Genomic DNA, 23,858 nt, shown 5'->3' on the forward strand with positions numbered 1-23,858 from the left:
CGCCCATGGGACTGTCCGTTGATGAAGAACCGGCCGCAGCGCAGGCCCCTGCACACCGTCCGCAACCGTGTGCGGATCGCCCAGGAGGCCGCTCGCCTGATCACTGAAAGCGGCATCCATGACTTCGAGCAGGCCCGGCGCAAGGCCGCCGAGCGGCTTGGCATCCACGACGAGACGCTGCTGCCACGTCTGGCCGATGTCGAGCAGGCAGTACGCGAGCATCAGCGGCTGTTTGGCAGCACCACGCAGCCCGGCGCGTTACGCCAGCGCAGGGAATCGGCATTGCAGGCGATGCAGTTTCTCCACGCCTTCCGGCCACGCCTGAGCGGCGCGGTGCTGACCGGCGTGGCCGGCGACAACAGCCCCGTCATCCTGCACCTGCACAGCGACGACACCGAAGCCGTCCAGCATTTCCTGCACGATCAACACATTCCCGCCGAGGCCAGAACCTGGTCACTGCAGCTGGCCGGACAGACTGGACGACGACACTATCCCGGCTGGGAATTCACCGCCGATGGCATCGCCTTCGAGCTGGTGGTGCTGCCCGAGGATGCGCTGCGCCACCCCCCGGCCTCCGCCGACGATGGCAAACCATTGCCACGGGCCACGCTGGCCCAGCTGCGGCAGCTGCTCGCGGAATAGGCCGGATCACCGCAACGCCTCCAGGCAGGCTCTTCGTGTGGGTAGCCGGCAGATCCGGCACTGGTCAAATTTTCATCGCGCCTGGCAGAACCTTGCAGCACATGGCCTGCGCAGCCTTATCCACAACTTGCACAATCACCCTCGCACAGCCTGTGGGGATATCCGGGCAACGAAAAAGCCCCGCCGGAGCGGGGCTTTTCGCGATGATGATGGCGGCGCATCGCTGCGCCGTCAGCATTATTCGTAGTCGCGCACGGCGTGACCGGTGTAGACCTGGCGCGGACGGCCGATCTTCATTTCCGGATCGACCTGCTGTTCCAGCCAATGCGAGACCCAGCCAGCGGTGCGGCCCAGGGCGAACATCACAGTGAACATCTCGGTCGGAATCTGCAGCGCCTTGTAGATGATGCCGCTGTAGAAATCGACGTTCGGGTACAGCTTGCGGGCGACGAAATAGTCGTCCTGCAGCGCGGCCTGCTCCAGCTTGACGGCCACGTCCAGCAGCGGATCCTGCACGCCCAGCTGGCCCAGCACCTGCTTGGTCATCTCACCGATGACCTTGGCGCGCGGGTCGAAGTTCTTGTAGACGCGGTGACCGAAGCCCATCAGGCGGAAGCCCGAGGTCTTGTCCTTGGCCTTGAGCACGGCGGACTCGACGTTGTCGGCCGAACCGATCTCTTCCAGCATCTTCAGCACCGCTTCGTTGGCGCCGCCATGTGCTGGGCCCCACAGCGCGGTGACGCCAGCGGCGACCGAGGCGTACGGGTTGGCGCCGGTGGAACCGACCAGACGCACGGTCGAGGTCGAGGCGTTCTGCTCATGGTCGGCATGCAGGATGAACAGCAGGTCCAGCGCCTTTACCACGTCCTTGTTCAGGTCGTACTTGCCATCGGCCGACTCGAAGGTCTGCTTCAGGAAGCGGCTGACGTAATCCAGCGAGGTGTCCGGCGTGTTGGCCGGCAGACCGTTGCCATGACGATAGATCAGCGCCGACAGCGTCGGCACCTTGGCGATCAGGCGCACCGCGGCCTGACGGCGCTGCTCGGCATCGGACAGATCCAGCGAGTCGTGGTAGATCGCCGACAGCTGCGCGATCGAGGCAGCCAGGATCGCCATCGGATGGGCGTCCTTGGCAAAGCTGCCGATCAGCGTGTTGATCGAAGCATCAACGCCAGCTTCCGCACTCAGCTCGGCTTCGAAGGCCTTCAGCTGCTCGGCATTCGGGCGCTCGCCGTTGATCAGCAGGTAGGCGACTTCAACAAAGCTGGACTTCTCGGCCAGCTGTTCAATCGGATAACCGCGATACAGCAGCACACCATTGTCACCATCGATATACGTGATGGCCGACTTGCAGCTGGCGGTGGCGGTGTAACCGGAGTCGTAGGTGAAGAGACCGGTTTCTTTGGTCAGCTTCGAGATATCGACACAGTCATTGCCCAGAACGGGTTTGACTACAGGCAGAACAACCGACTTGTCGCCGGCGTTGAGCGTGACCTGATCAAGATCGGACACAGTGTGCGCTCCTCAAGTGGAAGGCGCCTGTCCTGACAGAGAGGGAGCGGGCAGACGCGTGAATGAAGTCCGCGGTTTTCCACCGCGGTTCACGTCATTATCGCACAGCAACATTTGCGGGTTGCGATGACGAAAGTCTTATAGAAAGACCATGGCTGCGACACAGCGTCGCAGTGACGGCCAATCCGACCTCATCGCAATTCAGCCATACGACAGACAACACAAAACAACGGCCACGCAGAGCGCAGCCGTTGTTTTGGCAACAACAACCAGATTAGCGCGCGTAACGCTTCTGGAACTTGTCGATGCGGCCGCTGGTATCGATGACCTTGTGCTTGCCCGTGTAGAACGGATGCGAAGCAGAGGAAATTTCAACCTTGACCAGCGGATACTCTTCGCCGTCTTCCCACTTGACCGTCTCCTTGGAGGACATGGTCGAACGGGTCAGGAATTTGAAATCGGAAGTGACGTCGTGGAAAACGACGTTGTGGTAATCAGGATGGATATCGGCCTTCATGGGCTCACACCGTGCGGGCTGGTGGTCAAGAGCGGCATTATAGGCTTGGCTTGCGACGATAGGCAAGCCAAGTCCATACAGCCCGGGTTTACAGGCCCAGTGCGGCGCGCACCTGGGCCTCGAAACGCCCCTGCTCGTAGCCGATCAGCAGCGCGGTATTGTCCGGCGCTCCGGTCTGCCGATTCCAGTCCACCACGGTGGCGCCGCGGCTGCGGTTGCCAGTGAGCTCGACCGCCAGCGGACGCTGTTCCACCCGCGTCGCCCCTTCAGGCTGCAAAGCCCACGCCATGGCCAAGGCGTCGGCCGCGTACCAGTACTCACCACGACTGTCCTCGGACCACAACCGCGTCTGCCGCGAGATCAGTTCGTAGAAGCGTGCCTTGTCGGTATCGGCGGCCAACCACTGCTCGACATCACGATGCAGCAGGCCATGGGCGATGGTGGCTTCCCAGTCGGCGACGTCCGCATGCGGGAACATCGAAAACACGATGTGCGCGGCTTCCGGATCAAACGCGATGTTGAACTCAGCCACCGGAGTGATGTTGCCATGGCCGTTGATTGCCCCGCCCATCACCACAAAGCGCTTGACGCGCTGTGGCAAGCTCGGATCAAGCTTGAGTGCCAGCGCGATGTTGGTCAGCGGCCCAAGTGCGACCAGCAGCAGCTCGCCGGCATATTCGTGCGACAGACGCAGGATCGCCAATGCCGCGTGTTCGGCCTGCACCTTGCGTGCGGTCAACGGCAGATCCACATCACCGAACCCATCACGCCCATGCACGTGGGCGGCATCTTCTGCCGGATACACGAGCGGATCGGCCGCGCCGGCAAATACCGGCACATCCTCGCGATCGGCCACTTCGCACAGCTTCAATGCATTACGCACGGTGTAGTCCAGACCGACGTTGCCGGCCGCCACCGTCAGACCGACCACGTCGTGGCGGTCGTCGGCAAACGCCATCAGCAAGGCCAGCGCATCGTCCACGCCGGGATCGGTATCAATCAGCAACGGAATCTTCTTGCTCATCTTGTGCTTCACATCGGATCGATCTTTGAGCATGGCAGTTTGGCCATGACAGGGGAAGCCTGGGTTCAGGCCGCCGCATATCGCGCCGCGCCACCAATCCAGCGCTGCACGACGCGTTCGGCCAGCGCCGGCGACTCGGCCAGCAGGCAATCGGCAAGGTCATGCACGACAGGCAACAGACCCGCATCGCGGGCCAGGTCAGCGACGCGGAATGCGGCAAGACCGGTCTGACGCGTGCCAAGCAGTTCACCGGGGCCGCGCAGCTCCAGGTCCTTCTCCGCGATCAGGAAGCCATCGGCCGTGTGCCGCATGGTTTCCAGTCGCTCCCGCGCCATCGCCGACAACGGGGCCTGGTACATCAACACACAACTGGATGCGGTCGCGCCGCGACCCACCCGCCCCCGCAGCTGGTGCAGCTGCGCCAGCCCCAGCCGCTCGGCATTCTCGATGATCATCAGCGATGCGTTGGGCACATCGACACCGACTTCGATGACGGTGGTGGCCACCAGAAGGTCGACCTCGGCCGATTTGAAAGCGCGCATCGCCGCTTGCTTTTCGGCCGCCTTCATCCGCCCGTGCACCAGCCCGATGCGCAGCTCGGGCAGCTGCGCGGACAATGTCTCGAACGTGGTCTGCGCGGCGGTCGCATCCAGCCGCGCCTGGCCCGGACCACTCCCCTCTTCTTCACTTTCCTCGATCAGCGTGCAGACCCAGTACACCTGGCGCCCCTGCCGACAGGCCACGCGGATACGCTCGACCAGCGCCGGACGGCGTTCGGCGCTGATGACGATCGTTTGCACCGGGGTGCGCCCCGGCGGCAGTTCGTCGATGGCCGAAACATCCAGGTCCGCATACGCGGCCATCGCCAGCGTGCGCGGAATCGGCGTGGCGGTCATCACCAGCTGATGCGGCACCACGCCGGCAGCCGCGCCCTTGTCGCGCAACGCCAGGCGCTGATGCACGCCGAAGCGGTGCTGCTCATCGACGATGGCCAGCGCCAGATCGTTGAACACCACCGCATCCTGCATCAACGCGTGCGTGCCAACCACCACCTGCGCGTGCCCGCTGGCAACGTCTTCGAGCACCTTGCTGCGGGCCTTGCCGGTCACCTTGCCGGCCAGCCAGGCCACGCGAACGCCCAGCGGTTCCAGCCAGCTGCGCAGATTGGTCAGATGCTGTTCGGCCAACAGCTCGGTCGGCGCCGCCAACGCGACCTGCTTGCGGCGCTCCACCGCCAGCATCGCCGCCAGCGCAGCCACAACGGTTTTGCCGGAGCCGACATCGCCCTGCACCAGCCGCAGCATCGGGTGCGCACGCGCAAGATCGCGACGGATCTCGTCGAACACCCGTTGCTGCGCGCCGGTAAGACGGAACGGCAATGACGCGAGCAGCGCCTTTACCAGCCCGTCGCCTCCACGCAACGCGGGCGCGCGATGGGCCTGCAGCGCGATCCGCTGGCGGCGCAGACTCAGGTGATGGGCCAGCAGCTCCTCCATCGCCAGTCGCCGCTGTGCCGGGTGGACGCCCGCACCCAGCGCTGCAACATCCGCGTCGACCGGGGGGCGGTGCATGGTCAGCAGCGCCTCCCGCAAGGACGGCAGCCCCAGCCCGGACAGCAGTGCGGGCGGCAGCAGTTCCAGCGTGGCAGCATCGGGCAGCCGGTCGATGGATTGGCCGATCAACTTTCGCAGGCTGGCCGGACCGATGCCCTCGACCACCGGATAGACCGGATCCAGCGCCTGCTCGAGCGCGGCCTGCTCGTCATCGGCGAGCAGCTGGTAGCTGGGATGCACGATCTCCAGCCCCTGCTGACCGGCACGCGGCGTGCCATAGGCACGCAACCGCCGGCCTAGCGCGAACTGGGCCACCTGCGCGGCGCGAAAGTGGAAGAATCGCAGCACCAGCAGGGCGCCGGACCCGTCACTGATCGCCACGCGCAGTACCGGGCGGTAGCGGAAACCGCGCTCCACCGCCTCGACCCTGCCCTCCACCTGGGCCGCCACCCCGGCCTTCAGCGCGCGGATCGGCAGCAGCGTGGTGCGATCCTCGTAGCGCAGCGGCAGGTGCAGCCACAGATCCTGAAGGGTGGTCAGCCCACGCGCCTCCAGCTTGGCCGCCACCCGGGGTCCGACCCCGGCAAGGCGGTCCAGCGGTTCGGTGGACAGATCAAGGGTGGCAAGGTCACGACGCGCAGACATTGCACAAGGATGCCGTCATGCGTCACAAACAGAAACCCCGGCATCCGAAGACGCCGGGGTTTCCCTACGCCCCGCCCCACCGGAACGCCGGGTTGCCCGGGCTCAGCGCCCGCCTGTCGAGCACACCGGCAGCTGCCTTCTTCCCCCACGACACGAGGTGGCCCATCCGCACGCCGGCGGCGCGGCGGGCAATCCCGCTTCAGCCAGGTGCAACACCCGAGCCGCACCAAGCCTGCAGCGGCAGTGGTGCAGGCCCGCGAACCGGCTATCGCCATGACCGGCGATCCACCCGGCCTCAACGATACGTCCCCACTCGGCCGCGCCTTCAAGCGACGGACCAGGCGTATACCCTCCGACATCAGGCTTCCTGCGTCCTGACAGACGAATGCCCGGCAGAACCGGGCATTCGCACATGGACAGGTTGCCGATGACGGATCAGTCGAGAAACATCACCGCGTCGACCTCGAACGCGGCGCCCTTGGGCAGGCCGGACACTTCAATGGTCGAGCGTGCCGGGAACGGCGCCTGGAAATACTCCTGCATCACCGCATTGACCTTGGCGAACTCACCCAGATCGGTCAGATACAGGCCCAGCCGCACCATCTTGTCCAGCGACCCACCCGCTTCTTCGGCCACCGCCTTGAGGTTGTCGAACGCGCGACGGGCCTGCGCGGTCACATCGCCGGCGACGATCTCACCGGTCGCCGGGTCCAGCGGAATCTGGCCGGAAAAATACACGGTGTTGCCGGCACGCACGGCCTGCGAATAAGGGCCGATGGCGGCCGGGGCGTTGGCGGTATTGATGATCTGGCGGGACATGGACAGCTCCACTCTGATAGTAGGTGCCCCATTGTAGCGCCGGCCCTGTCGCCACCCGCACCCCATCGGAATGCGGCAACGAAAGTCTGGTCAAATTTTGACCAGCCCATGGAAACACCTGCCCCATAAGGCCCTGAAGACCTTATCCACAACTTGTCATCGCCGTGTTGCACACCCTCTGTGGAGAACTGCGCAACTACTGCCGACGCACCGCCTGCACCACCGACAGACGCCGCAGGCGCCGCATCACTTCGGCCAGGTGGGTGCGATCGCGCACCTGGATGTTGAAGCACAGCACCGCGGCATTGGGATCGCGATCCAGATAGTCCACGCGCTCGATGTTGGAATGACTCTGCGCGATCGCCGCGGCCAACTGGGCCAGCACGCCGGTGCCATTCTCCACTTCCACGACCAGCGCCGTGTCGTAGTCCCCGACCACACTGGTGTCCCAGCCGATCGGCACCCAGCGCTCGGGCGACTTGCGCAGTTCAGCCAGATTCGGGCAATCCATGCGGTGCACCACGATGCCCTTGCCGGCAGTGTGGTAACCCATGATGTCGTCGCCCGGAATCGGCTGGCAGCAATTGGCGAAGCTGACCACGCCGCGCTCACTGCCATTGATCAGGATCTTCTCCTGCGGCCGCTGCGCCGAATCACCGGCACGAAGCTCGCCATAGGCCATCAACGCCTGTGCCGCCTGGGTCGGCATCCAGTTGCCCAGCGCGACATCGGCCAGGAACGCCTCCAAGCGCGGGAACCGGTACTCGGCCAGGAACGCATCCAGGCGCCCCTTCGGCAGCCGCTCGATCGAACTGTCCATCGCCTCCAGCGCGCGGTCGAGCATGCGATGGCCCAGCTGCACCGCATCCTCGTGTTCCAGCTGTTTGAGCTGGTGGCGGATGGCGGTGCGGGCCTTGGAGCTGACCACGAATTCCAGCCACTGCGGCTTTGGCGTGGCCGACCGTGCGGTGATGATTTCCACGGTCTGGCCGCTGACCAGCCTGGTGCGCAGCGGCACCAGCTTCTTGTCCACCCGCGAGGCCACCGCCCGGTTGCCCACATCGGTGTGCACGGCATAGGCGAAATCCAGCGTGGTGGAGTTGCGCGGCAGCGACAGGATCTTGCCCTTGGGCGTGAACAGATAGACCTCGTCCGGGAACAGGTCGACCTTGACGTTGTCGAGGAACTCGAGCGAAGAGCCGGCCGCCCGCTGCGAATCGATCAGATCGACGATCCACGCGTGGGCACGGCTCTGCGCACTGTTGGGCGAATCACCACCGAACTTGTAGGTCCAGTGCGCAGCCACACCGCGCTCGGCGATCAGGTCCATTTCCTCGGTGCGGATCTGCACTTCGATCGGCGAACCGTATGGCCCGAACAGCACCGTGTGCAGCGACTGGTAGCCGTTGGCCTTGGGGATGGCGATGAAATCGCGGAAGCGGCCATCCAGCGGCTTGAATGTGGCATGCACGGCGCCCAGCGCGTGATAGCAGTTCGGCACGCTGCGCATGACCAGGCGGAAGCCGAACACGTCCATGACCTGGTCGAAGCTTTTGTTCTCGTCGCGCATCTTGTTGTAGATGCTCCACGGCGTCTTGATGCGGCTGATCAGGCGGTGTTCGAGCCCTTCGCGTGCCAGACGCTGCGACAGCTGCACCTCCACCTGCGCCATCGACTCGCGACGGACCACCGGCTGGCTGCGGATGTGCTTTTCGATGATCGCGTGACGCCACGGATACAGCGCGCGGAAGCCCAGATTCTGCAGCTCGGACTTGATCAGACTCATGCCCAGGCGCTGCGCGATCGGCGCGTAGATATCCAGTGTTTCCAGGGCGATGCGGCGGCGTGCCTCGCTGCTCTGCGCGCCCAGCGTGCGCATGTTGTGCAGGCGGTCGGCCAGCTTGATCATGATCACGCGCAGGTCGCGCGACATCGCCAGCAGCATCTTACGGAAGCTCTCCGCGGCCGCTTCCTGGCGGTCACGGAACTTGAGCTTGTCCAGCTTGGTGACCCCGTCGACCAATTCGGCCACGGTCTCGCCGAACTCGGCGGCCAGCTGCTGCCGGGTCAGCGGCGTGTCTTCGATCGTATCGTGCAGGATCGCGGCGATCAGCGCCTCCACGTCCAGTCCCAGCTCCGCGAGAATGCGCGCCACCGCGACCGGATGGGTGATGTAGGGCTCGCCTGATTTGCGCGTCTGGCCCGCGTGCGCGGCCGCGCCCACTTCCCATGCACGCCGCAGCAACGGCACTTGTCCAGCAGGAAGATAGCCGGCAGCACGTTCGAGTTGGAGTACGTAGTCAGGTACCGCCCCGCCCGCTGGCGTGGCGACCTGGGCAGTAGGGCCTGGGTTCATGTCAGAAGACTATGTCAGCAGCGTAATAACGGCAAACCCCACAACGCGAACAGCCCGCATAGAGCGGGCTGTCGGTGCCATCTCACGCGATGATCCGGGCAGCCGGATCAATCGTCGTTCTTGGACATGTCTTCGTCGGCAACCACTTCGGCGGCAGCCCATTCCAGCGCCTCACGCTCGATGCGCTCGCGCTCGGCCTTCTCGACTTCCTCGATCAGGTTGAGGTCGATCTTGCGGGCCGCGATTTCGCGCAGTGCCAGCACGGTCGGCTTGTCCTCGGTCTCGCTGTTATCGATCGTCGCCTGGACACCATTTGCCAACTGGCGGGCGCGCTTGGACGCCATCATGACCAGCTCAAAACGGTTGTTAACGACTTCCAGGCAATCTTCTACGGTAATGCGGGCCATGCGGGCTCCCGGCGACCTGCAACGGCCGCTCGATCGAATGTGGGAAAGGGGGGCGATTGTAGGGGCGAGCCATGGCAAAAATCAAGCCAGCCCCTGAACAGACCCTTGTGAATCAATCGCTTGCTGTTTTTACGGGGTCGATTCCGGGGCCAGCAACGAGTCTATCAGTCCGGCGTGGCGCCGCTGCTGGGCCGCCAGTCGCAGGCGGCTGGCGGCGAAGATGGAGCACATTTCACCCACGGCGATGTCAAAGTCCTCATTGACGATCACATAGTCGAATTCGTCGTAGTGCAGCATTTCCTCGCGGGCGGCGGCCAGCCGCTGGGCGATCACCGCCTCGCTGTCCTGGCCGCGCTTGCGCATGCGCTCGTCCAGCGCCTGGCGCGACGGCGGCAGGATGAACACACTGACCGCACCGGGCACCTTCTCGCGCACCTGGCGCGCACCCTGCCAGTCGATTTCCAGCAGCACGTCCTGGCCGGCGGCCAGCTGCGGCTCCACCGATTGGCGGGCGGTACCCTTCCAGTCGCCGTGCACCAGGGCGTGCTCGAAGAAATCGCCGTCACCGATCATCCGCTCGAACTCGGCCGCGCTGACGAAATGGTAGTGCTTGCCGTTCTCCTCGCCCGGACGCATGGCCCGCGAGGTGAAGGAGATCGAGAGTGAAATCTGCGGATCGCGCGCCAGGGTGGCGTTGACGATGCTGCTTTTGCCTGCGCCGGAAGGGGCGGCAACGATGTAGAGAGTTCCGCGCATGGAACTGGGGCGCCACTTGCAAGGCAGCGCAGAATATCACGCACCGGCCGGCAACCCGAATCCACCGGCCACCAGATCGGTGGTGGCCGGTTCACAGCAACGCCAGGGACGCGGTTATTCGATGTTCTGGACCTGCTCGCGGATCTGGTCGATCAGCACCTTCAGCTCCACCGCGGCATTGGAAGTGCGGCTGTCCACCGACTTGGACCCGGTGGTGTTGGCTTCGCGATTGAATTCCTGCAGCAGGAAGTCCAGGCGACGCCCCACCGGCTCGCGCTGCTTGAGCACCCGGCGGATCTCGGCGATGTGGCTGGACAGACGATCCAGCTCCTCGTCCACGTCAAGCTTCTGCAGCCACAGCACCAGTTCCTGTTCGGCGCGCCCCGGATCCATCGGATGGGGAAGATCGGCCAGTCGTGCGGCCAGCTTGGCGCGCTGCCCTTCGCGGATGGCTGGAATCAGCTCACGCACTTCCGCGGCGATACGCTCGACCCCGTCCACACGCTCGCTGATGGCTTCGGCCAGCTTCTGGCCCTCGCGCTCACGCGCCTGCACGAAGCTGTCGATGGTTTGATCCAGCAGCGCCAGCGCTTCGGCCTGCAGGGCGGCCGCGTCGGTGGATTCGGCGCGCAGCACCCCCGGGTATTGCAGCAATTCGGTGAAACCCACCTGCATGGAGGGAAAACTTGCCTGCAGACGTGCCGCCAGATCGCCCAGCTGTTCCACCAGCACTTCATTGACCGCCAGCGAGGTGGTCGCCTCGGGCGCACGCAGGCGCATCACCAGATCCAGCTTGCCGCGACTGACCCGTGCGGACACGCGCTCCCGCAGCTGTGGCTCCAGCGAACGCAGGTCTTCCGGCAGCCGCACCCCTACTTCGAGAAAGCGGTGATTGACCGAGCGCAGTTCGCAGCCCAAGGTGCCCCAGGGCGTCACGCGCTCACCACCGGCGTAGGCGGTCATGCTCCGAATCATGTGTTTTCCGATGAATTTCAAAGGGCGAATGGTACCCTAGCCAGCCCCGGACGCCGGTGTATTGACCGCCCGGACGCCCCATCGAAGCCTTCGCAATCCGGACTTTTCATGACCTTTTCCCGTCCCAGCGGCCGCCAGGCCGATCAGCTGCGCACCGTTACCCTTGAACGCGCCTTCACATGCCACGCCGAAGGCTCGGTTCTGGTGAGCTTTGGCAATACCCGCGTGCTGTGCACGGCCAGTGTCGAGAACCGCGTTCCCGGCTTCCTGCGCGGCAAGGGCGAAGGCTGGGTGACAGCTGAATACGGCATGCTGCCGCGCGCCACCCATACCCGTTCCGACCGCGAAGCCGCGCGTGGCAAGCAGGGCGGCCGCACCTTGGAAATCCAGCGCCTGATCGGCCGCACGCTGCGCGCCTGCATCGACCGCAATGCGCTGGGCGAGCGCACCATCACCCTGGATTGCGACGTGCTGCAGGCCGACGGCGGCACCCGCACCGCCGCCATCACCGGCGCCTACGTGGCACTGGTCGACGCGGTGAACGTGCTGCTCAAGCGCGGCGACATCAAGCGCAATCCGGTCTTCGGCGCCGTCGCCGCGGTGTCGGTCGGCGTCTACAAAGGCGTACCGGTGCTGGATCTGGACTACGTCGAGGACAGCGACTGCGACACCGACATGAACGTGGTGATGAACGACGGCGGCGGCTTCATCGAGCTGCAGGGCACCGCTGAAGGCCACGCCTTCCGTCGTGACGAGCTGGACGCGCTGCTGGTGCTGGCTGAAAAGGGTATCCGCGAGCTGTTCGACGCGCAGCAGGCGGCACTGGCGCAGGCATGAGCCGGTATCTGGCCCTGGTGACGGTGGTCGTCGCCGATTACGACGAGGCCATCGCCTGGTACACCGGCGCGCTGGGCTTCCGCCTGCTGGAGGACCTGGATCAGGGCCACAAGCGCTGGGTCGTGGTCGGCCCGGCCAATGGCAACGCCGCATCGCTGTTGCTGGCGCGCGCCAGTGACCAAGCGCAGCGCGCGCATATCGGCAACCAGACCGGCGGCCGTGTCGGCTTCTTCCTGTACACCGACGACTTCTGGCGCGACTACGAGGCCATGCAGGCCTTCGGTGTGGAATTCACCGAAGCGCCCCGCAACGAGAGCTATGCCACCGTCGTGGTGTTCCGCGACCTGTATGGCAATACCTGGGACCTGCTGGAACCCAAATGATGAAACTGGTACTGGCCAGCGGCAACGCCGGCAAACTGGAAGAGCTGCAGACCCTGCTGGGCGGGTTGCCGCTGCAGATCGTGCCGCAGCGCGAGCTGGGCGTGGGCGATGTGCCGGAAACCGGCCTGACCTTCGTCGAGAACGCGCTGATCAAGGCGCGCCACGCCTGCGAAGTCACCGGCCTGTCGGCGCTGGCCGATGACTCCGGCCTGATCGTCGATGCACTGGACGGTGCGCCCGGCCTGTACAGCGCGCGCTACGCCGGCAGCCCCACCGACGATGCCGCCAACAACGCCAAGCTGCTCGAAGCGCTGCGCGATGTGCCCGCCCAGCGCCGCACTGCGCGTTTCTACGCGGTGATCGTGCTGCTGCGCCACGCCAATGATCCGCAGCCGCTGATCTGCGAAGGCAGCTGGGAAGGCCGCATCATCGATGAACTGCGCGGCAGCAACGGCTTCGGCTACAACCCGGTATTCCTGGATGAAGAACTTGGCCTGACCGCCGCGCAGATGGAGCCGGCGCAGAAGAATGGCCGCAGCCATCGCGCCAAGGCGCTGCAGTTGCTGGTACAGCAGCTGTCCACCCAGCTGGCGCGCTGAGGTCGGCATGCATATGGACCTCCACACCCATGACGACGCCTGCGGCTGTGATGCCCCGGGCCCGGTGCAACTGGTACCACCGCCGTTGTCGCTGTATGTGCACCTGCCATGGTGCGTGCGCAAATGCCCGTACTGCGATTTCAACTCGCACGCGGGCAAGGGTGCGCTGCCGTTCGATGCGTATATCGATGCGCTCATCCGCGATCTGGACCAGGATCTGCCACTGGTCTGGGGCCGGGTGGTGAACAGCGTGTTCTTCGGCGGCGGCACTCCCAGCCTGTTCCCGCCCGAGGCGATCGACCGCTTCCTGCAGGCAGCCAGCGCGCGCCTGCGCTTTGCGCCGAATCTGGAAGTGACGCTGGAGACCAACCCGGGCACCGCCGAACACGGCCGCTTCGACCGCTACCGGGCGGCGGGCGTGAACCGCATCAGCTTCGGCATCCAGACCTTCAACGATGAAGCATTGCAGCGCCTGGGCCGTATCCACGACAGCCGCGAGGCCGAACGCGCGGTCAAGCTGGCGCAGGACGCCGGCTACAACAACTTCAATATCGATCTGATGTACGCGCTGCCGCAGCAGACGCTGGCCCAGGCCGAGCATGATCTTGAGCGGGCCTTCGCACTCGATCCCACGCATATCTCGCACTACCAGCTGACGCTGGAGCCGAACACGGTGTTCTTCGCCAAGCCGCCGCAGGGCATACCCGACGAGGACGGCGCCTGGGACATCCAGGAGCATTGCCAGGCCCTGCTCGCCGAGCACGGCTATGGCCAGTACGAGGTCAGCGCCTATGCCCGCGAGGGCTGGCAATGCCAGCACAACCTCAACTACTGGCGTTTCGGCGACTACCTGGGGATCGGTGCCGGCGCTCACGGCAAGATCAGCTCCGGCGCCGAGCAGCAGGTGCTGCGCCGCTGGAAGCACAAGCACCCGCAGACTTTCATGGACACCGCAGGCACGCCCGCCGCCATCGGCGGCGATGACGTGGTCGGCGCAGAACGCCTGCCGTTCGAGTACATGCTCAATCTGCTGCGCCTGCACGAAGGCTTCCCGCTGGCCGATTTCGAGGCCCGCACCGGACTGGAGCGCAGCGTGCTGCGACCGGCACTGGATACCGCACAGGCGCGCGGCTGGCTGATCTGTGACGGTGCCAGAGCCACGCCCACCGAGCTGGGCCGGCACTTCACCAATGACGTGGTGGAGCTGTTCCTGCGCTGAGCGCACGCGACGGAAGTGGCTACTCCGTCACTAAAATGGTAGAAAACGTCCCATACAAGGGGCGCGGAACGTACATCGGATGTCAGGGAACGCATCAACCACCGCCAGCCATGCGCCGGCTCGAATCGCTGGCGCCGCGCTGCCACCCCGTGTGCGGATGTTGCTGGAGCAGATCCACGCGCTGGCCGTGGAAGTGCTGGAGCAGCCACTGAAGCTGACCATGCTCGGACTGGACCGCGAGCTGTTCCAGCATGCGGAAAAAGCCCGCAGCAGCCAGCTCCAATCGGACATCTACGCGCAGATGCGCCAGCTGCGCGAGTGCAGCGACCAGTTCCCGGCACGCTTTTTCTACGCGCTGGAGCAGCAACTGGTCCAGTTCAAGGATGCCCGCCATACCGCGGCCGCGCGGACAAGGGACGCCTCGCTCAAGACCATGACGCTGGTCGAAGACACCGACATCGACCGCGACATCGTGCTGCATGAAATGGCCCGGCGCGAAAGCAACCGCTCGCCCAGTCCGTTGCAACTGCTGGGGCAGCGTTTTGGCGTGCTCGCCGCGCAACCGGCCATCGAGATCGAACGGCTGCCGATCGGCCCCTATGCGCTGTGCCGCGCGTTGCGCGACTGCGGCGAGCAGCTGCAGCTGAGCCTGGAAACGCAGCTGTTGCTGTATCAGGTGTTCGAGCGCCAGGCGATGGAACGCCACAGCGAGTTGATCGATCGCGCCAACATCCTGCTCGCCCGCGAAGGCGTGCTGCCCGGGCTGGTCTACCGCCCCTACCTGGTGCGCCCTTCCGCCCCGCGCGGCGGCGGCCAGAACGGGCCTTCGACCGCCAACGCCGCAAATGGCGAGCGCACGGCGGCCAACCGGCCCCTGACCGGCTGGCAGGGACAGGCGCCCGCGGCGTCGTGGGCGGTTCTGCCTGATGAGGGCGCCACGGCTGGATTCCCTGCCGCCGTTGCCACTGCAGGATCAGCAGCCGCCTCCGCCCCCTCCTTCTCGGCCGGCGCGGGCAGCACTGGCGCTGTCCCCGGCGCCATGCCTGCAGGCAGCGAAAGCGGTATCTCCGCCCCCGGCATGTCCGCCCTGCACAGCCTGCTGGACGCCGCCCGCCATCCCCAGCCACGTGGCAACGTGGCAGCCAGTGCCGCCACGGCCACCACCGACGACCCGCACACCGCTGCAGCGCCGCCGGCAGGCGACGCACCCCGACCGGTTCCCAGCCAGGCCGTGATGGAGGTGCTCGGCCGCCTGCAGGCGCAGGCCGCCTCGCCGGGCACGCGGCGCAGCATTGGCGACATCCGCAATGCGCTGCTCGGCCAGATCAAGGCCGACCACGGACCTGCGGCCTCACTCGCCCCACAGGATGCCGACACCCTCGACCTGCTGGGGATGCTGTACACGCAGATCCAGCGCGAAGTCCGCACCGAAGGCGCGGCCGCGGACCTGCTGACCCAGCTGCAGGTACCGGTGGCGCGGGCGGCGATCCACGACGAAGCATTCTTCGTCCGTGACCAGCACCCCGCGCGCGAGCTGCTCAACGCGGTGGCCGAATCCGGCGCCACCTGGCTGGGCGATGACGATGGCGATCCGGTGCTGCTGCAGAAGCTCGGTGAGGCGGTCAACAAGGTCGTCACCGACTACGACGGCAACGAAGCGGTCTTCACCGAGGCCAACCAGCAGATCCAGAACCACCTGCGGACGGCCGCCCGCAAGGCCGAAGTCACCGAGCGCCGGCATGTGGAAGCGGCACGCGGCAAGGAGCGGCTGGAGGCTGCCAAGCAGCTGGCCACGCGTACCATCGACCAGCAATGTCGCAACGGCGCGGCGCCCAAATTCGTGCAGACCCTGCTGCGCCAGGCCTGGGCCGACGTATTGACCCTGACCCTGCTGCGCCAGGGCGACAACTCCGAGGAATGGCAACAGCGCCAGGTCGCCACCGCCCGCATCAGCGAAGTCACCGCCAGCCCCGCTGGCGGCGAGCCGGACGTGGTGCTGGGCAACCAGATCGAAGAATCACTGTTGCAGGTCGGCTACCACCGCGACGAGGCCGGCGCGATCGCCCGGCGCCTGTCCACCCCGGGCGGGGAAGACGACACCACCTCCAAGACCGAGCTCAGCGCCAAACTCAAAGCCCGCGCCCGTCTGGGTGAGGGCAGCGAGCGCGACGAAGAAGAAGATCCGCGCCGCAAGCCGGTAGCCAACCGCAGCCCGGAAGAGGAAACGCATTACCGGCAGTTGCGCACGATGCCGTTCGGCACGTGGTTCGAATTCACCGTCAACCAGCAGGGTGATTCGCAGCGCCAGCGCCTGTCCTGGTATAGCCTGATCACCGACAACGCACTGTTCGTCAACCAGCGCGGGCAGAAGGTGGCCGAGCATTCGCTCGACGCACTCGCCCGGCTGATGGCCAAGGGCCAGGTGCAGGTGGTCACCGAAGACCGCGGCCGCCTGATCGACCGCGCCTGGCAGGCAACCCTGCGCACGTTGCGCTCACTTGCCGGCGGCAGTTCCGCTGCGGAGTCCGCATGATCACCAACACCCGGCGGGCGCCGCGCCTGCAGATTCCAGCACTGATCCCGGTCCGGGACCGGATGACCGACAGCGTGATCGGCCGCCTGAGCAACGTGTCCGAAACCGGCATGCTGGTCATCGCCTCCGAACCCCTGCTGGAAGATGCCCTGTACCAGCTGCAGTTTCCCATTCCCGACGGCCGGGGCGGCGAGATCGACATCGACGTCGGCGTGCATCTGCTGTGGCGTACCCCGGCCCACACCCCGGACCACTGCTGGGCCGGCTTCCGTTTCCTGACCCTGGACAGGCCCCATCGCGAACAGCTGGCGCGGTGGATCGAGGGCAACCTTCCTACGGACTGACTGCCGAAAACGGCACAGCAGCTCGCGCGTGATTGCGGCAGAATCGCAGGCCTGTATTCCGCACCGTCGAGCGAGCCACCGCGATGAAACAGCAAGATCCAGGCGTCCTGTATTCCCACCATCTGGGCGAGCTCTCCCGCCGCGCCGATGCGGCGCTGGCACGCGGCGGTTTCGATCACCTGGTCATTCCCAGCGGTACCCTGCACTACCAGGCCTTCGACGACCGCGATTACCCGTACGCGGTCAACCCGCAGTTCAAGGCCTGGCTGCCGCTGACCCGGCTGCCCAACAGCTGGCTGATCCACACCCCCGGGAAACGCCCGACGCTGGTGTTCTATCAGCCGTTCGACTATTGGCACGCGGTTCCGGCCGCACCCAGCGGCTGGTGGGTGGAGCATTTCGATATCCACATCATCCGCAAGCCGGACCAGGCGCTGGCCTTGCTGCCCGGGGACCCGGCGCGCTGCGCCATTGTCGGTGAGCCGCAGAGCGCGCTGGGCAACTTCGTACCGAACAATCCGGAAGCGGTGATCAACCATCTGGACTGGCACCGCGGCTACAAGACCCCCTATGAAATCGCACTGATGCGCCAGGCGCAGGTGCTGGGCGTGCGTGGCCATCGTGCCGCCGAGGCCGCGTTCCGGGCCGGTGCCAGCGAGTTCGAGATCCACATGGCCTACTGCCAAGCGGTCGGCCAGGACGCCAACGACCTGCCCTACGGCAACATCATCGCGCTCAACGAACATGCCGCGGTGCTGCACTACACCGACCTGGGCCGCAGCGCACCGCAGCCGCTGCGCAGCTTCCTGATCGACGCCGGCGCTTCGGCCTGCGGCTATGCCAGCGATATCACCCGTACCTACGCGGCCGCCGGCCACGGTGAATTCCAGGCGCTGGTCGATGCGGTGGACGCGGCGCAGATCAAGATGTGCGAAGCGGTCCGCGCCGGCTTCGACTACAAGCAGCTGCATATCGATGCCCACCTGTCGCTGATGGGCATCCTCAAGGACTTCGGTGTGATCACCGTATCGCCGGAGGCCGCGCTAGCCACCGGGGTGAGCGCGGCATTCTTCCCGCACGGCATCGGCCACCTGATCGGTGCGCAGGTGCACGATGTGGCCGGCTTCGCCGCCGGCGAGCACGGCGGCCGGATCGAACGCCCGGCCGGCCATCCCTACCTGCGTATGACCCGCGTGCTGGAACCGGGCATGGTGGTGACCATCGAGCCGGGCCTGTACTTCATCGACATGCTGCTGGACGAAGTGAAGAAAGCCGGCAACGCCGCCAGCATCAACTGGGATCGCGTGGATTTCTTCCGCCCCTACGGCGGCGTCCGTATCGAAGACGAAGTGCTGTGTACCGAAGGCCAGGCCGACAACCTCACCCGCCCGGCATTTGCCGCCGCAGCCACGGCCTGACCGGCCCGGGCCATGCAACAGAAAAGGGCGCCGATCGGCGCCCTTTTCCATTTTCCGGCACTCGAACTCAGCGCGCCGCCATGAACGCCTCGATCTCCTCGGCACTGCGCTCCAGCGCGCCGGTGAGCACACGATGGCCGTCACCGGTGATCAGCACATCGTCCTCGATGCGGATACCGATGCCGCGCCAGCGCGCCTCCACGCTGCGATCGTCGCTGGCGATGTAGAGCCCGGGCTCGATGGTGAACACCATGCCCGGCTCCAGCAGGCGCGACTCGCCAGCCACCCGGTAATCGCCCACGTCGTGCACATCCAGCCCCAGCCAGTGCCCGGTCTTGTGCCGGTAGAAGCGCTGGTAGTGGCGTTCGATGAGGTTCTCTTCCAGATCTCCCTTCAGCAACCCCAGCCGCAGCAGGCCTTCGGTCAGCACCTCGACGGCGGCCAGGTGCCCCTCCTCGTAGGCGATACCCGGCTGCGCCTGCTCCAGCGCGGCGGTCTGCGCCGCCAGCACCAGATCGTGCAGCGCGCGCTGCTCGGGGCTGAAGCGGCCATTGACCGGGAAAGTGCGGGTGATGTCGCTGGCATAGCCGTGGTATTCGGCGCCGGCATCAATCAGCACCAGGTCGCCGTCACGACTGCCGCTGCTGTTGTCACGGTAATGCAGCACACAGGCGTTGCCGCTGGCGCCAACGATGCTGCTGTAGGCCGGACAGGCGCCATGCGCGCGGAACTCCCGCTCCAGCTCTGCCTGCAGCTCGTACTCGTGGATACCCGCGCGCGCAGCCCGCATGGCCGCGCGATGGCCACGCACGCTGATGTCCGCCGCCATCTGCATCAACGCGATTTCATCGGCCGACTTGTACAACCGCTGCTCGTGCAGCAGGTGACCCAACTCCAGGAACTCGTGCGGCGGCTGTGCGCCGTGGCGGACCTGCGAGCGCACCCGGTTGACCCAGCCGATCAGCTTCAGATCGAAGTCCGCATCACGGCCGAAGTGGTAGTACACCCGCGAACGGCCCTCCAGCAGGCCAGGCAGGATCTCATCCAGGTCATCGATCGGATACGCGTCATCCATGCCGTAGCGCGCCACTGCGCCCTCCTGGCCCTCGCGCGGACCATCCCAGGCCTCGCGGTCCGGGTCGCGCTCGCGGCAGAACAGGATCGTCTCGCCGTGGCGCCTGCCGGGAATCAGCACCAGCACCGACTCCGGCTCCTGGAAACCGCACAGGTACCAGAAATCCGAATCCTGCCGATACGGATGGAACGTGTCGTGGCTGCGCACCCGTTCCGGTGCGGCCGGCAATACCAGAATGGCGTCATCGCCGGCCGCCTCCATCAACTGGCGACGGCGGCTGGCGTACTCGGCGGGGGTGATCCCGGAAAGTCGCTTCATGCCGCCGCTCAGTTCAGACGCTGGCGGTGACGCGACCCCATCACGCAGTCGCCATGCAGCAGCAGCGCGGCCACGCGCACGAACTCCTCGATTTCCGCCAGCGCGTCCTCGTCTTCCTCACCGGCATCGAATTCGTCACTGGACGCCTGGGCCAGTTTGGCCAGATCCTGCAGCGCCTCTTCCCCCTCCTCGCTCAGCGCCGGGCGCTTGCCCGAGGCCAGACCGAAACCGCCCAGGAAGGCGCGGCACCACTCGAACAGCGCATCGGTACGCGCCTGCAGCGGCGCAGCGGTATCGGCCAGCACCAGTTCGAAGGCGAAATCCCGGTCTTCCAGCTGCGCCACCGTCGCCAACCGCAGCTGATCGAGCACGCTGCCCGGCTCGGGCACCGGCAAGCTGGCATCGGCCAGCACCTGGCCTGGCCAAGCCGGCACATCGGCCCCGCCGGCGGCCAGCCAGCCGCACAGCCCTCCGTGCAGTTCGGCAGGAGAGGCGCCCAGACCCAGACTCTGGCTGGCTTTGAGGATGTCGTTGACGGCAGGAAGTTCGGTCATGTCACAGGTCTGAAAAACGGATGGGGCCACGTCGCGGCAAACAACGACAGCGGCCGCACAGTGTACCAACCGCACCCCATCACCACCTTGACCGCCCCTCACCGGCATGCCTATCGTGCACGCCATGGATTCCTTCGACCCCGCTGCCCAATTGCAGGCCCTTGCCGTCCGCATCGAACTGCTGTTCGAGCGCAACCAGCGGCTGGCCGATGAGAATCGCAGCCTGCGCCAGCAGCAGGAACAGCTGATGACCGAACGCTCGCAGCTGTTGGCCAAGAACGAACAGGCGCGCTCGCGCGTGGAAGCGATGATCACACGCCTCAAGTCGCTGGAGCAGCACACGTGAGCCAGAACGAACCGGTCAGTGTCCGTATTCTCGATCGCGACTACACCGTCGGCGTGGAACCGGGCGAGCGCGACAGCCTCACCGCCGCCGCGCATATGCTCGATGCGCGGATGCGCGAGATCCGCGGCAGCAACCGCATGGCCGCGGTGGATCGCGTGGCGGTGCTGGCCGCATTGAATCTGGCGCATGAAATGCAGCTGATGCGCGACGAGCTGGCCAAACAGCAGCAGCGTTTCCAGAGCACGTTGAATGATCTGAACCGTCGTCTGGACACCGCCATCGACAACGCGCGTTGATCCAGCTGAGCGGCTCAGGCAGCTGAATCCGCGGCGGCTGGAAAAGGCTGCATTTGCGCCCGCAACCTCGCTATACTGGCCCTGCGTTCTCTGCCGTGAACGACGGCGTGTGCAAACATTCGCCTTGTCCCTTAATTACGACCACGGGGGCGCGACGGCGCCGGGTGTGCAAGTCCGCCTTGTAGCGGGAAGCCCGATGGTTCCCCAGCGTTCCCACTTGAACCCCGGGTTCAAGGTCGTTTCGCACGCATCGTCATGGCGGAGAATGCAATATTCCGCGGGAGCGGCATCTTCGGGTGCCGTTCCCGCTTTTCGTTGTGCCGCCCGCAACACATTTCCACTCCACAACGGTCCCCGCCTGTCATGACAGAGCTTCGCCAGAAGCTGCGCCAGCAACTGCGCCAGCATCGCCGCGATATTCCCGCCGCCATGCGCATCGCCGCCGCCGAACGTCTGGCCGCGCGCCTGCTGTCCCTTCCATTCGCCGATGTCAGCGGCCCGGTGGCCGGCTACTGGGCAATGGATGGCGAGATCGCGCTGCACCGCTGGCAGATGCAGCTGCCAGCCCAACAGACCTATTGCCTGCCGGTGCTGCATGGCAAGCTGCTGCGCTTCGCGCCGTGGCGGCCGGGGCAGCCGCTGGTCAGCAACCGCTACGGCATTCCCGAGCCGGATGTAGACCCGGCGCAGGCGCTGCGGCCGGAAGAGATGGCGCTGGTGGTGGCGCCGCTGGTCGGCTTCGACGACACGGGCCGGCGGCTGGGCATGGGGGGCGGCTGGTATGATCGCAGCTTCGCATTCCGGCAGCGCCAGGCCGCGCCGCCGTGGCTGGTGGGTGTGGGGTTTTCCGCCCAGCAGGTGCCGTCATTGCCGGTCGAGGACTGGGATGTGGCGGTGGATGCCATCTGTACCGAGCAGGCCACTCTCTACCCGGAACCGTTGAACGCATGACCGCCCGCAAGCGCTACTGGCTGATGAAGTCCGAACCGGACGCCTTTTCCATCGACGACCTGCAGCGCGTGGGCACCGAGCCGTGGAATGGCGTGCGCAACTACCAGGCGCGCAACTTCATGCGCGATGGCATGAAGGTCGGCGACGGCATCCTGTTCTACCACTCCAACACCAAGGTACCGGGCATCGTCGGCATCGCCACGGTGGCCAGCGAGGCCTACCCGGATGACACCCAGTTCGATCCCGAATCCGACTACTACGACCCCAAGAGCACGCGCGAGCAGCCGCGCTGGATGCTGGTCGATGTCGCGTTCGAGCGCAAACTGGCGCAGGTGATCGCGCTGGACGAGATCAAGCTGCATGCCGAGGAACTGGGCGAAGGTTTTCCGCTGACCGCCAAGGGCAATCGCCTGTCGGTGTTCCCGGTCACCGCCGCACAGTGGAAGCTGCTGCTGTCGCTGGAAAAGAAGCCGGCCTGACATCCCATTGCCCGTAGGAGCGACGTCAGTCGCGATGGGACTTTCCCGGCAAAGCGCCGGTCGCGCCTGCCATCGCTCCTACCCTCCCTTTCCCCATCCACCGAGCCCACCATGTCCGAAGCCAAGCGCCTGGCCGCCGAAAAAGCCATTGAATACGTCGAAAAGGGAATGATCGTCGGAGTCGGCACCGGCTCCACCGTCGCCTATTTCATCGAGGCGCTGGCGCGCATCAAGGACCAGATCGAAGGTGCAGTCTCCAGCTCCGAGCAGAGCACCGCGCTGCTCAAGGGCCACGGCATCGAGGTGCTGGACCTGAACCACACCGGCGGTCTGTCGCTGTACGTGGACGGCGCCGACGAGTGCGACGGCAACAAGAACCTGATCAAGGGCGGTGGGGCCGCGCTGACCCGCGAGAAGATCATCGCCGAGGCCAGCAAGCAGTTCGTCTGCATCATCGACCCGAGCAAGCAGGTCAAGGTGCTGGGCAAGTTCCCGCTGCCGGTGGAAGTCATTCCGATGGCGCGCAGCCTGGTCGCCCGCGAAATCCTGGCGCTGACCGGCGGCCAGCCGGTGTGGCGCGATGGCGTGGTCACCGACAATGGCAACCTGATCCTGGACGTGCACAACCTGTCCATCACCGACCCGGTGAAGCTGGAACAGCAGCTCAACCAGATTCCCGGCGTGGTCACCGTCGGCCTGTTCGCACGGCGTCCGGCCGATGTGGTGATCATCGGCGGTGAACCGCCCCAGGTGCTGTAAGCCTGCCCACTGCCTCTGACGGCATGCAGTCGCGTGCCGTCCCGCCGCCCCACCGACTCCTCATCCCCTTCCCGGTCCCTGCCCATGTCCCTGCTACGTCTATTGCTCGCCAGCTCCCTGCTCGCTCTTGCCAGTTGCGCCAGCGCCGGAGGCACGCACTGGGTGGAGCTGGCCGGGGCCCGCTACCAGGTGGAAGTGGCCCAGGACGATGAAAGCCGCGCACGCGGGCTGATGTTCCGTGACCAGATGGATGCCGATCACGGCATGCTGTTCATCCATGACCGCGAGGAACCACAGGCGTACTGGATGAAGAACACCAAGCTGGCGCTGGACATCCTGTACTTCGACAGCGCGCGCCGGCTTGTCAGCCAGCAGCGCGATGTGCCGCCGTGCTCGGCCGGCAACGCCTGCCCGCCGTATCCAAGCTTCAAGCCGGCCCGCTACGTGCTCGAACTCAACGCCGGGCAGGCGGCCAGGCTGAAACTGGAAGACGGTGCCGAGCTGACCTTCGGTCCCGGCATCGTCCAGCCCGATTGAACCA

25 protein-coding genes and 1 other RNA gene are annotated in these 23,858 nt (G+C 65.8%); 15 read left to right on the forward strand and 11 right to left on the reverse strand.

Going from position 1 to position 23,858, the window contains the following annotated elements:
* The first annotated feature begins 21 nt into the window (after nucleotides 1–21).
* The gene (locus ACVOMH_RS02020; RefSeq protein ID WP_054657063.1) at nucleotides 22–642 is read left to right on the forward strand and encodes a hypothetical protein; all 621 of its coding nucleotides are present in this window, start codon (nucleotides 22–24) and stop codon (nucleotides 640–642) included.
* Nucleotides 643–879: 237 nt separating this feature from the next.
* Here the strand turns inward: ACVOMH_RS02020 and ACVOMH_RS02025 are convergent, their stop codons facing one another.
* The 9 genes from ACVOMH_RS02025 to ACVOMH_RS02065 all read right to left on the reverse strand — a co-directional run bounded on the left by ACVOMH_RS02025 (nucleotide 880) and on the right by ACVOMH_RS02065 (nucleotide 11,206).
* Nucleotides 880–2,154 (reverse strand): citrate synthase, encoded by a 1,275-nt coding sequence (locus ACVOMH_RS02025; RefSeq protein WP_054657061.1) that lies wholly within the window; start codon nucleotides 2,152–2,154, stop codon nucleotides 880–882.
* A 274-nt stretch (nucleotides 2,155–2,428) separates the two neighbouring features.
* Nucleotides 2,429–2,671: a type B 50S ribosomal protein L31 gene (locus ACVOMH_RS02030; RefSeq protein WP_054657059.1), complete on the reverse strand. Its 243-nt coding sequence runs from the start codon at nucleotides 2,669–2,671 to the stop codon at nucleotides 2,429–2,431.
* An 88-nt stretch (nucleotides 2,672–2,759) separates the two neighbouring features.
* Nucleotides 2,760–3,695, reverse strand: coding sequence for a nucleoside hydrolase (locus ACVOMH_RS02035; protein WP_481550878.1), 936 nt, complete (start codon nucleotides 3,693–3,695; stop codon nucleotides 2,760–2,762).
* A gap of 65 nt (nucleotides 3,696–3,760) precedes the next feature.
* Nucleotides 3,761–5,893, reverse strand: coding sequence for an ATP-dependent DNA helicase RecG (recG, locus tag ACVOMH_RS02040; RefSeq protein WP_481550879.1), 2,133 nt, complete (start codon nucleotides 5,891–5,893; stop codon nucleotides 3,761–3,763).
* A gap of 435 nt (nucleotides 5,894–6,328) precedes the next feature.
* Nucleotides 6,329–6,712: a RidA family protein gene (locus tag ACVOMH_RS02045; protein ID WP_054657055.1), complete on the reverse strand. Its 384-nt coding sequence runs from the start codon at nucleotides 6,710–6,712 to the stop codon at nucleotides 6,329–6,331.
* A gap of 196 nt (nucleotides 6,713–6,908) precedes the next feature.
* A complete protein-coding gene (locus ACVOMH_RS02050) occupies nucleotides 6,909–9,068 on the reverse strand; it encodes a RelA/SpoT family protein (protein ID WP_054657053.1) in 2,160 nt (719 codons plus the stop codon).
* A gap of 107 nt (nucleotides 9,069–9,175) precedes the next feature.
* Complete coding sequence (rpoZ, locus tag ACVOMH_RS02055) at nucleotides 9,176–9,475, reverse strand: DNA-directed RNA polymerase subunit omega (RefSeq protein WP_054657051.1); 300 nt, start codon at nucleotides 9,473–9,475, stop codon at nucleotides 9,176–9,178.
* 129 nt (nucleotides 9,476–9,604) lie between these two features.
* The gene (gene gmk / locus ACVOMH_RS02060; RefSeq protein ID WP_054657049.1) at nucleotides 9,605–10,231 is read right to left on the reverse strand and encodes a guanylate kinase; all 627 of its coding nucleotides are present in this window, start codon (nucleotides 10,229–10,231) and stop codon (nucleotides 9,605–9,607) included.
* A 114-nt stretch (nucleotides 10,232–10,345) separates the two neighbouring features.
* Nucleotides 10,346–11,206, reverse strand: a complete 861-nt coding sequence (locus ACVOMH_RS02065; RefSeq protein ID WP_054657047.1) for a YicC/YloC family endoribonuclease — start codon at nucleotides 11,204–11,206, stop codon at nucleotides 10,346–10,348.
* A gap of 108 nt (nucleotides 11,207–11,314) precedes the next feature.
* On the opposite strand from ACVOMH_RS02065, the gene rph reads away from it, so the two are divergent.
* The 7 genes from rph to pepQ all read left to right on the forward strand — a co-directional run bounded on the left by rph (nucleotide 11,315) and on the right by pepQ (nucleotide 18,539).
* Nucleotides 11,315–12,043: a ribonuclease PH gene (gene rph / locus ACVOMH_RS02070; protein WP_057505615.1), complete on the forward strand. Its 729-nt coding sequence runs from the start codon at nucleotides 11,315–11,317 to the stop codon at nucleotides 12,041–12,043.
* Complete coding sequence (locus tag ACVOMH_RS02075) at nucleotides 12,040–12,426, forward strand: VOC family protein (protein WP_054657045.1); 387 nt, start codon at nucleotides 12,040–12,042, stop codon at nucleotides 12,424–12,426. The genes rph and ACVOMH_RS02075 overlap by 4 nt, the downstream gene beginning before the upstream one ends.
* Nucleotides 12,423–13,025, forward strand: a complete 603-nt coding sequence (gene rdgB / locus ACVOMH_RS02080; protein WP_057505614.1) for an RdgB/HAM1 family non-canonical purine NTP pyrophosphatase — start codon at nucleotides 12,423–12,425, stop codon at nucleotides 13,023–13,025. The genes ACVOMH_RS02075 and rdgB overlap by 4 nt, the downstream gene beginning before the upstream one ends.
* A gap of 13 nt (nucleotides 13,026–13,038) precedes the next feature.
* The gene (gene hemW, locus ACVOMH_RS02085; protein ID WP_481551146.1) at nucleotides 13,039–14,244 is read left to right on the forward strand and encodes a radical SAM family heme chaperone HemW; all 1,206 of its coding nucleotides are present in this window, start codon (nucleotides 13,039–13,041) and stop codon (nucleotides 14,242–14,244) included.
* 79 nt (nucleotides 14,245–14,323) lie between these two features.
* Entirely contained in the window at nucleotides 14,324–16,777 is a 2,454-nt protein-coding gene (locus tag ACVOMH_RS02090) for a DUF1631 domain-containing protein (RefSeq protein WP_481550880.1), read from the forward strand.
* On the forward strand, nucleotides 16,774–17,121 hold the full coding sequence (locus ACVOMH_RS02095; protein ID WP_481550881.1) for a PilZ domain-containing protein: 348 nt from the start codon (nucleotides 16,774–16,776) through the stop codon (nucleotides 17,119–17,121). The genes ACVOMH_RS02090 and ACVOMH_RS02095 overlap by 4 nt, the downstream gene beginning before the upstream one ends.
* A gap of 83 nt (nucleotides 17,122–17,204) precedes the next feature.
* Nucleotides 17,205–18,539: a Xaa-Pro dipeptidase gene (pepQ, locus tag ACVOMH_RS02100; RefSeq protein ID WP_481550882.1), complete on the forward strand. Its 1,335-nt coding sequence runs from the start codon at nucleotides 17,205–17,207 to the stop codon at nucleotides 18,537–18,539.
* 67 nt (nucleotides 18,540–18,606) lie between these two features.
* Here the strand turns inward: pepQ and ACVOMH_RS02105 are convergent, their stop codons facing one another.
* Together ACVOMH_RS02105 and ACVOMH_RS02110 are read right to left on the reverse strand one after the other, a co-directional pair.
* Nucleotides 18,607–19,932, reverse strand: coding sequence for an aminopeptidase P N-terminal domain-containing protein (locus ACVOMH_RS02105; RefSeq protein ID WP_481550883.1), 1,326 nt, complete (start codon nucleotides 19,930–19,932; stop codon nucleotides 18,607–18,609).
* An 8-nt stretch (nucleotides 19,933–19,940) separates the two neighbouring features.
* Complete coding sequence (locus ACVOMH_RS02110) at nucleotides 19,941–20,486, reverse strand: YecA/YgfB family protein (protein ID WP_481550884.1); 546 nt, start codon at nucleotides 20,484–20,486, stop codon at nucleotides 19,941–19,943.
* A 124-nt stretch (nucleotides 20,487–20,610) separates the two neighbouring features.
* On the opposite strand from ACVOMH_RS02110, the gene ACVOMH_RS02115 reads away from it, so the two are divergent.
* From ACVOMH_RS02115 to ACVOMH_RS02145, 7 genes are all read left to right on the forward strand, one after another.
* A complete protein-coding gene (locus tag ACVOMH_RS02115; RefSeq protein ID WP_054658238.1) occupies nucleotides 20,611–20,832 on the forward strand; it encodes a TIGR02449 family protein in 222 nt (73 codons plus the stop codon).
* Complete coding sequence (locus tag ACVOMH_RS02120; protein WP_054658236.1) at nucleotides 20,829–21,128, forward strand: cell division protein ZapA; 300 nt, start codon at nucleotides 20,829–20,831, stop codon at nucleotides 21,126–21,128. Before ACVOMH_RS02115 ends, ACVOMH_RS02120 begins: the two co-directional genes overlap by 4 nt.
* 84 nt (nucleotides 21,129–21,212) lie before the next feature.
* Nucleotides 21,213–21,397, forward strand: a non-coding RNA gene (gene ssrS / locus ACVOMH_RS02125) — 6S RNA.
* A gap of 94 nt (nucleotides 21,398–21,491) precedes the next feature.
* A complete protein-coding gene (locus tag ACVOMH_RS02130) occupies nucleotides 21,492–22,079 on the forward strand; it encodes a 5-formyltetrahydrofolate cyclo-ligase (protein ID WP_481550885.1) in 588 nt (195 codons plus the stop codon).
* Nucleotides 22,076–22,558, forward strand: coding sequence for an EVE domain-containing protein (locus tag ACVOMH_RS02135; protein ID WP_481550886.1), 483 nt, complete (start codon nucleotides 22,076–22,078; stop codon nucleotides 22,556–22,558). Before ACVOMH_RS02130 ends, ACVOMH_RS02135 begins: the two co-directional genes overlap by 4 nt.
* A 111-nt stretch (nucleotides 22,559–22,669) precedes the next feature.
* Nucleotides 22,670–23,317 carry a ribose-5-phosphate isomerase RpiA gene (rpiA, locus tag ACVOMH_RS02140; protein WP_054658230.1) on the forward strand — a complete coding sequence of 216 codons (648 nt, stop codon included), beginning with the start codon at nucleotides 22,670–22,672 and terminating at the stop codon, nucleotides 23,315–23,317.
* Between the two features lie 84 nt (nucleotides 23,318–23,401).
* Complete coding sequence (locus ACVOMH_RS02145) at nucleotides 23,402–23,854, forward strand: DUF192 domain-containing protein (protein WP_481550887.1); 453 nt, start codon at nucleotides 23,402–23,404, stop codon at nucleotides 23,852–23,854.
* The last annotated feature ends 4 nt before the right edge of the window (nucleotides 23,855–23,858 follow it).

This window comes from Stenotrophomonas sp. STEN013 (assembly GCF_056760355.1).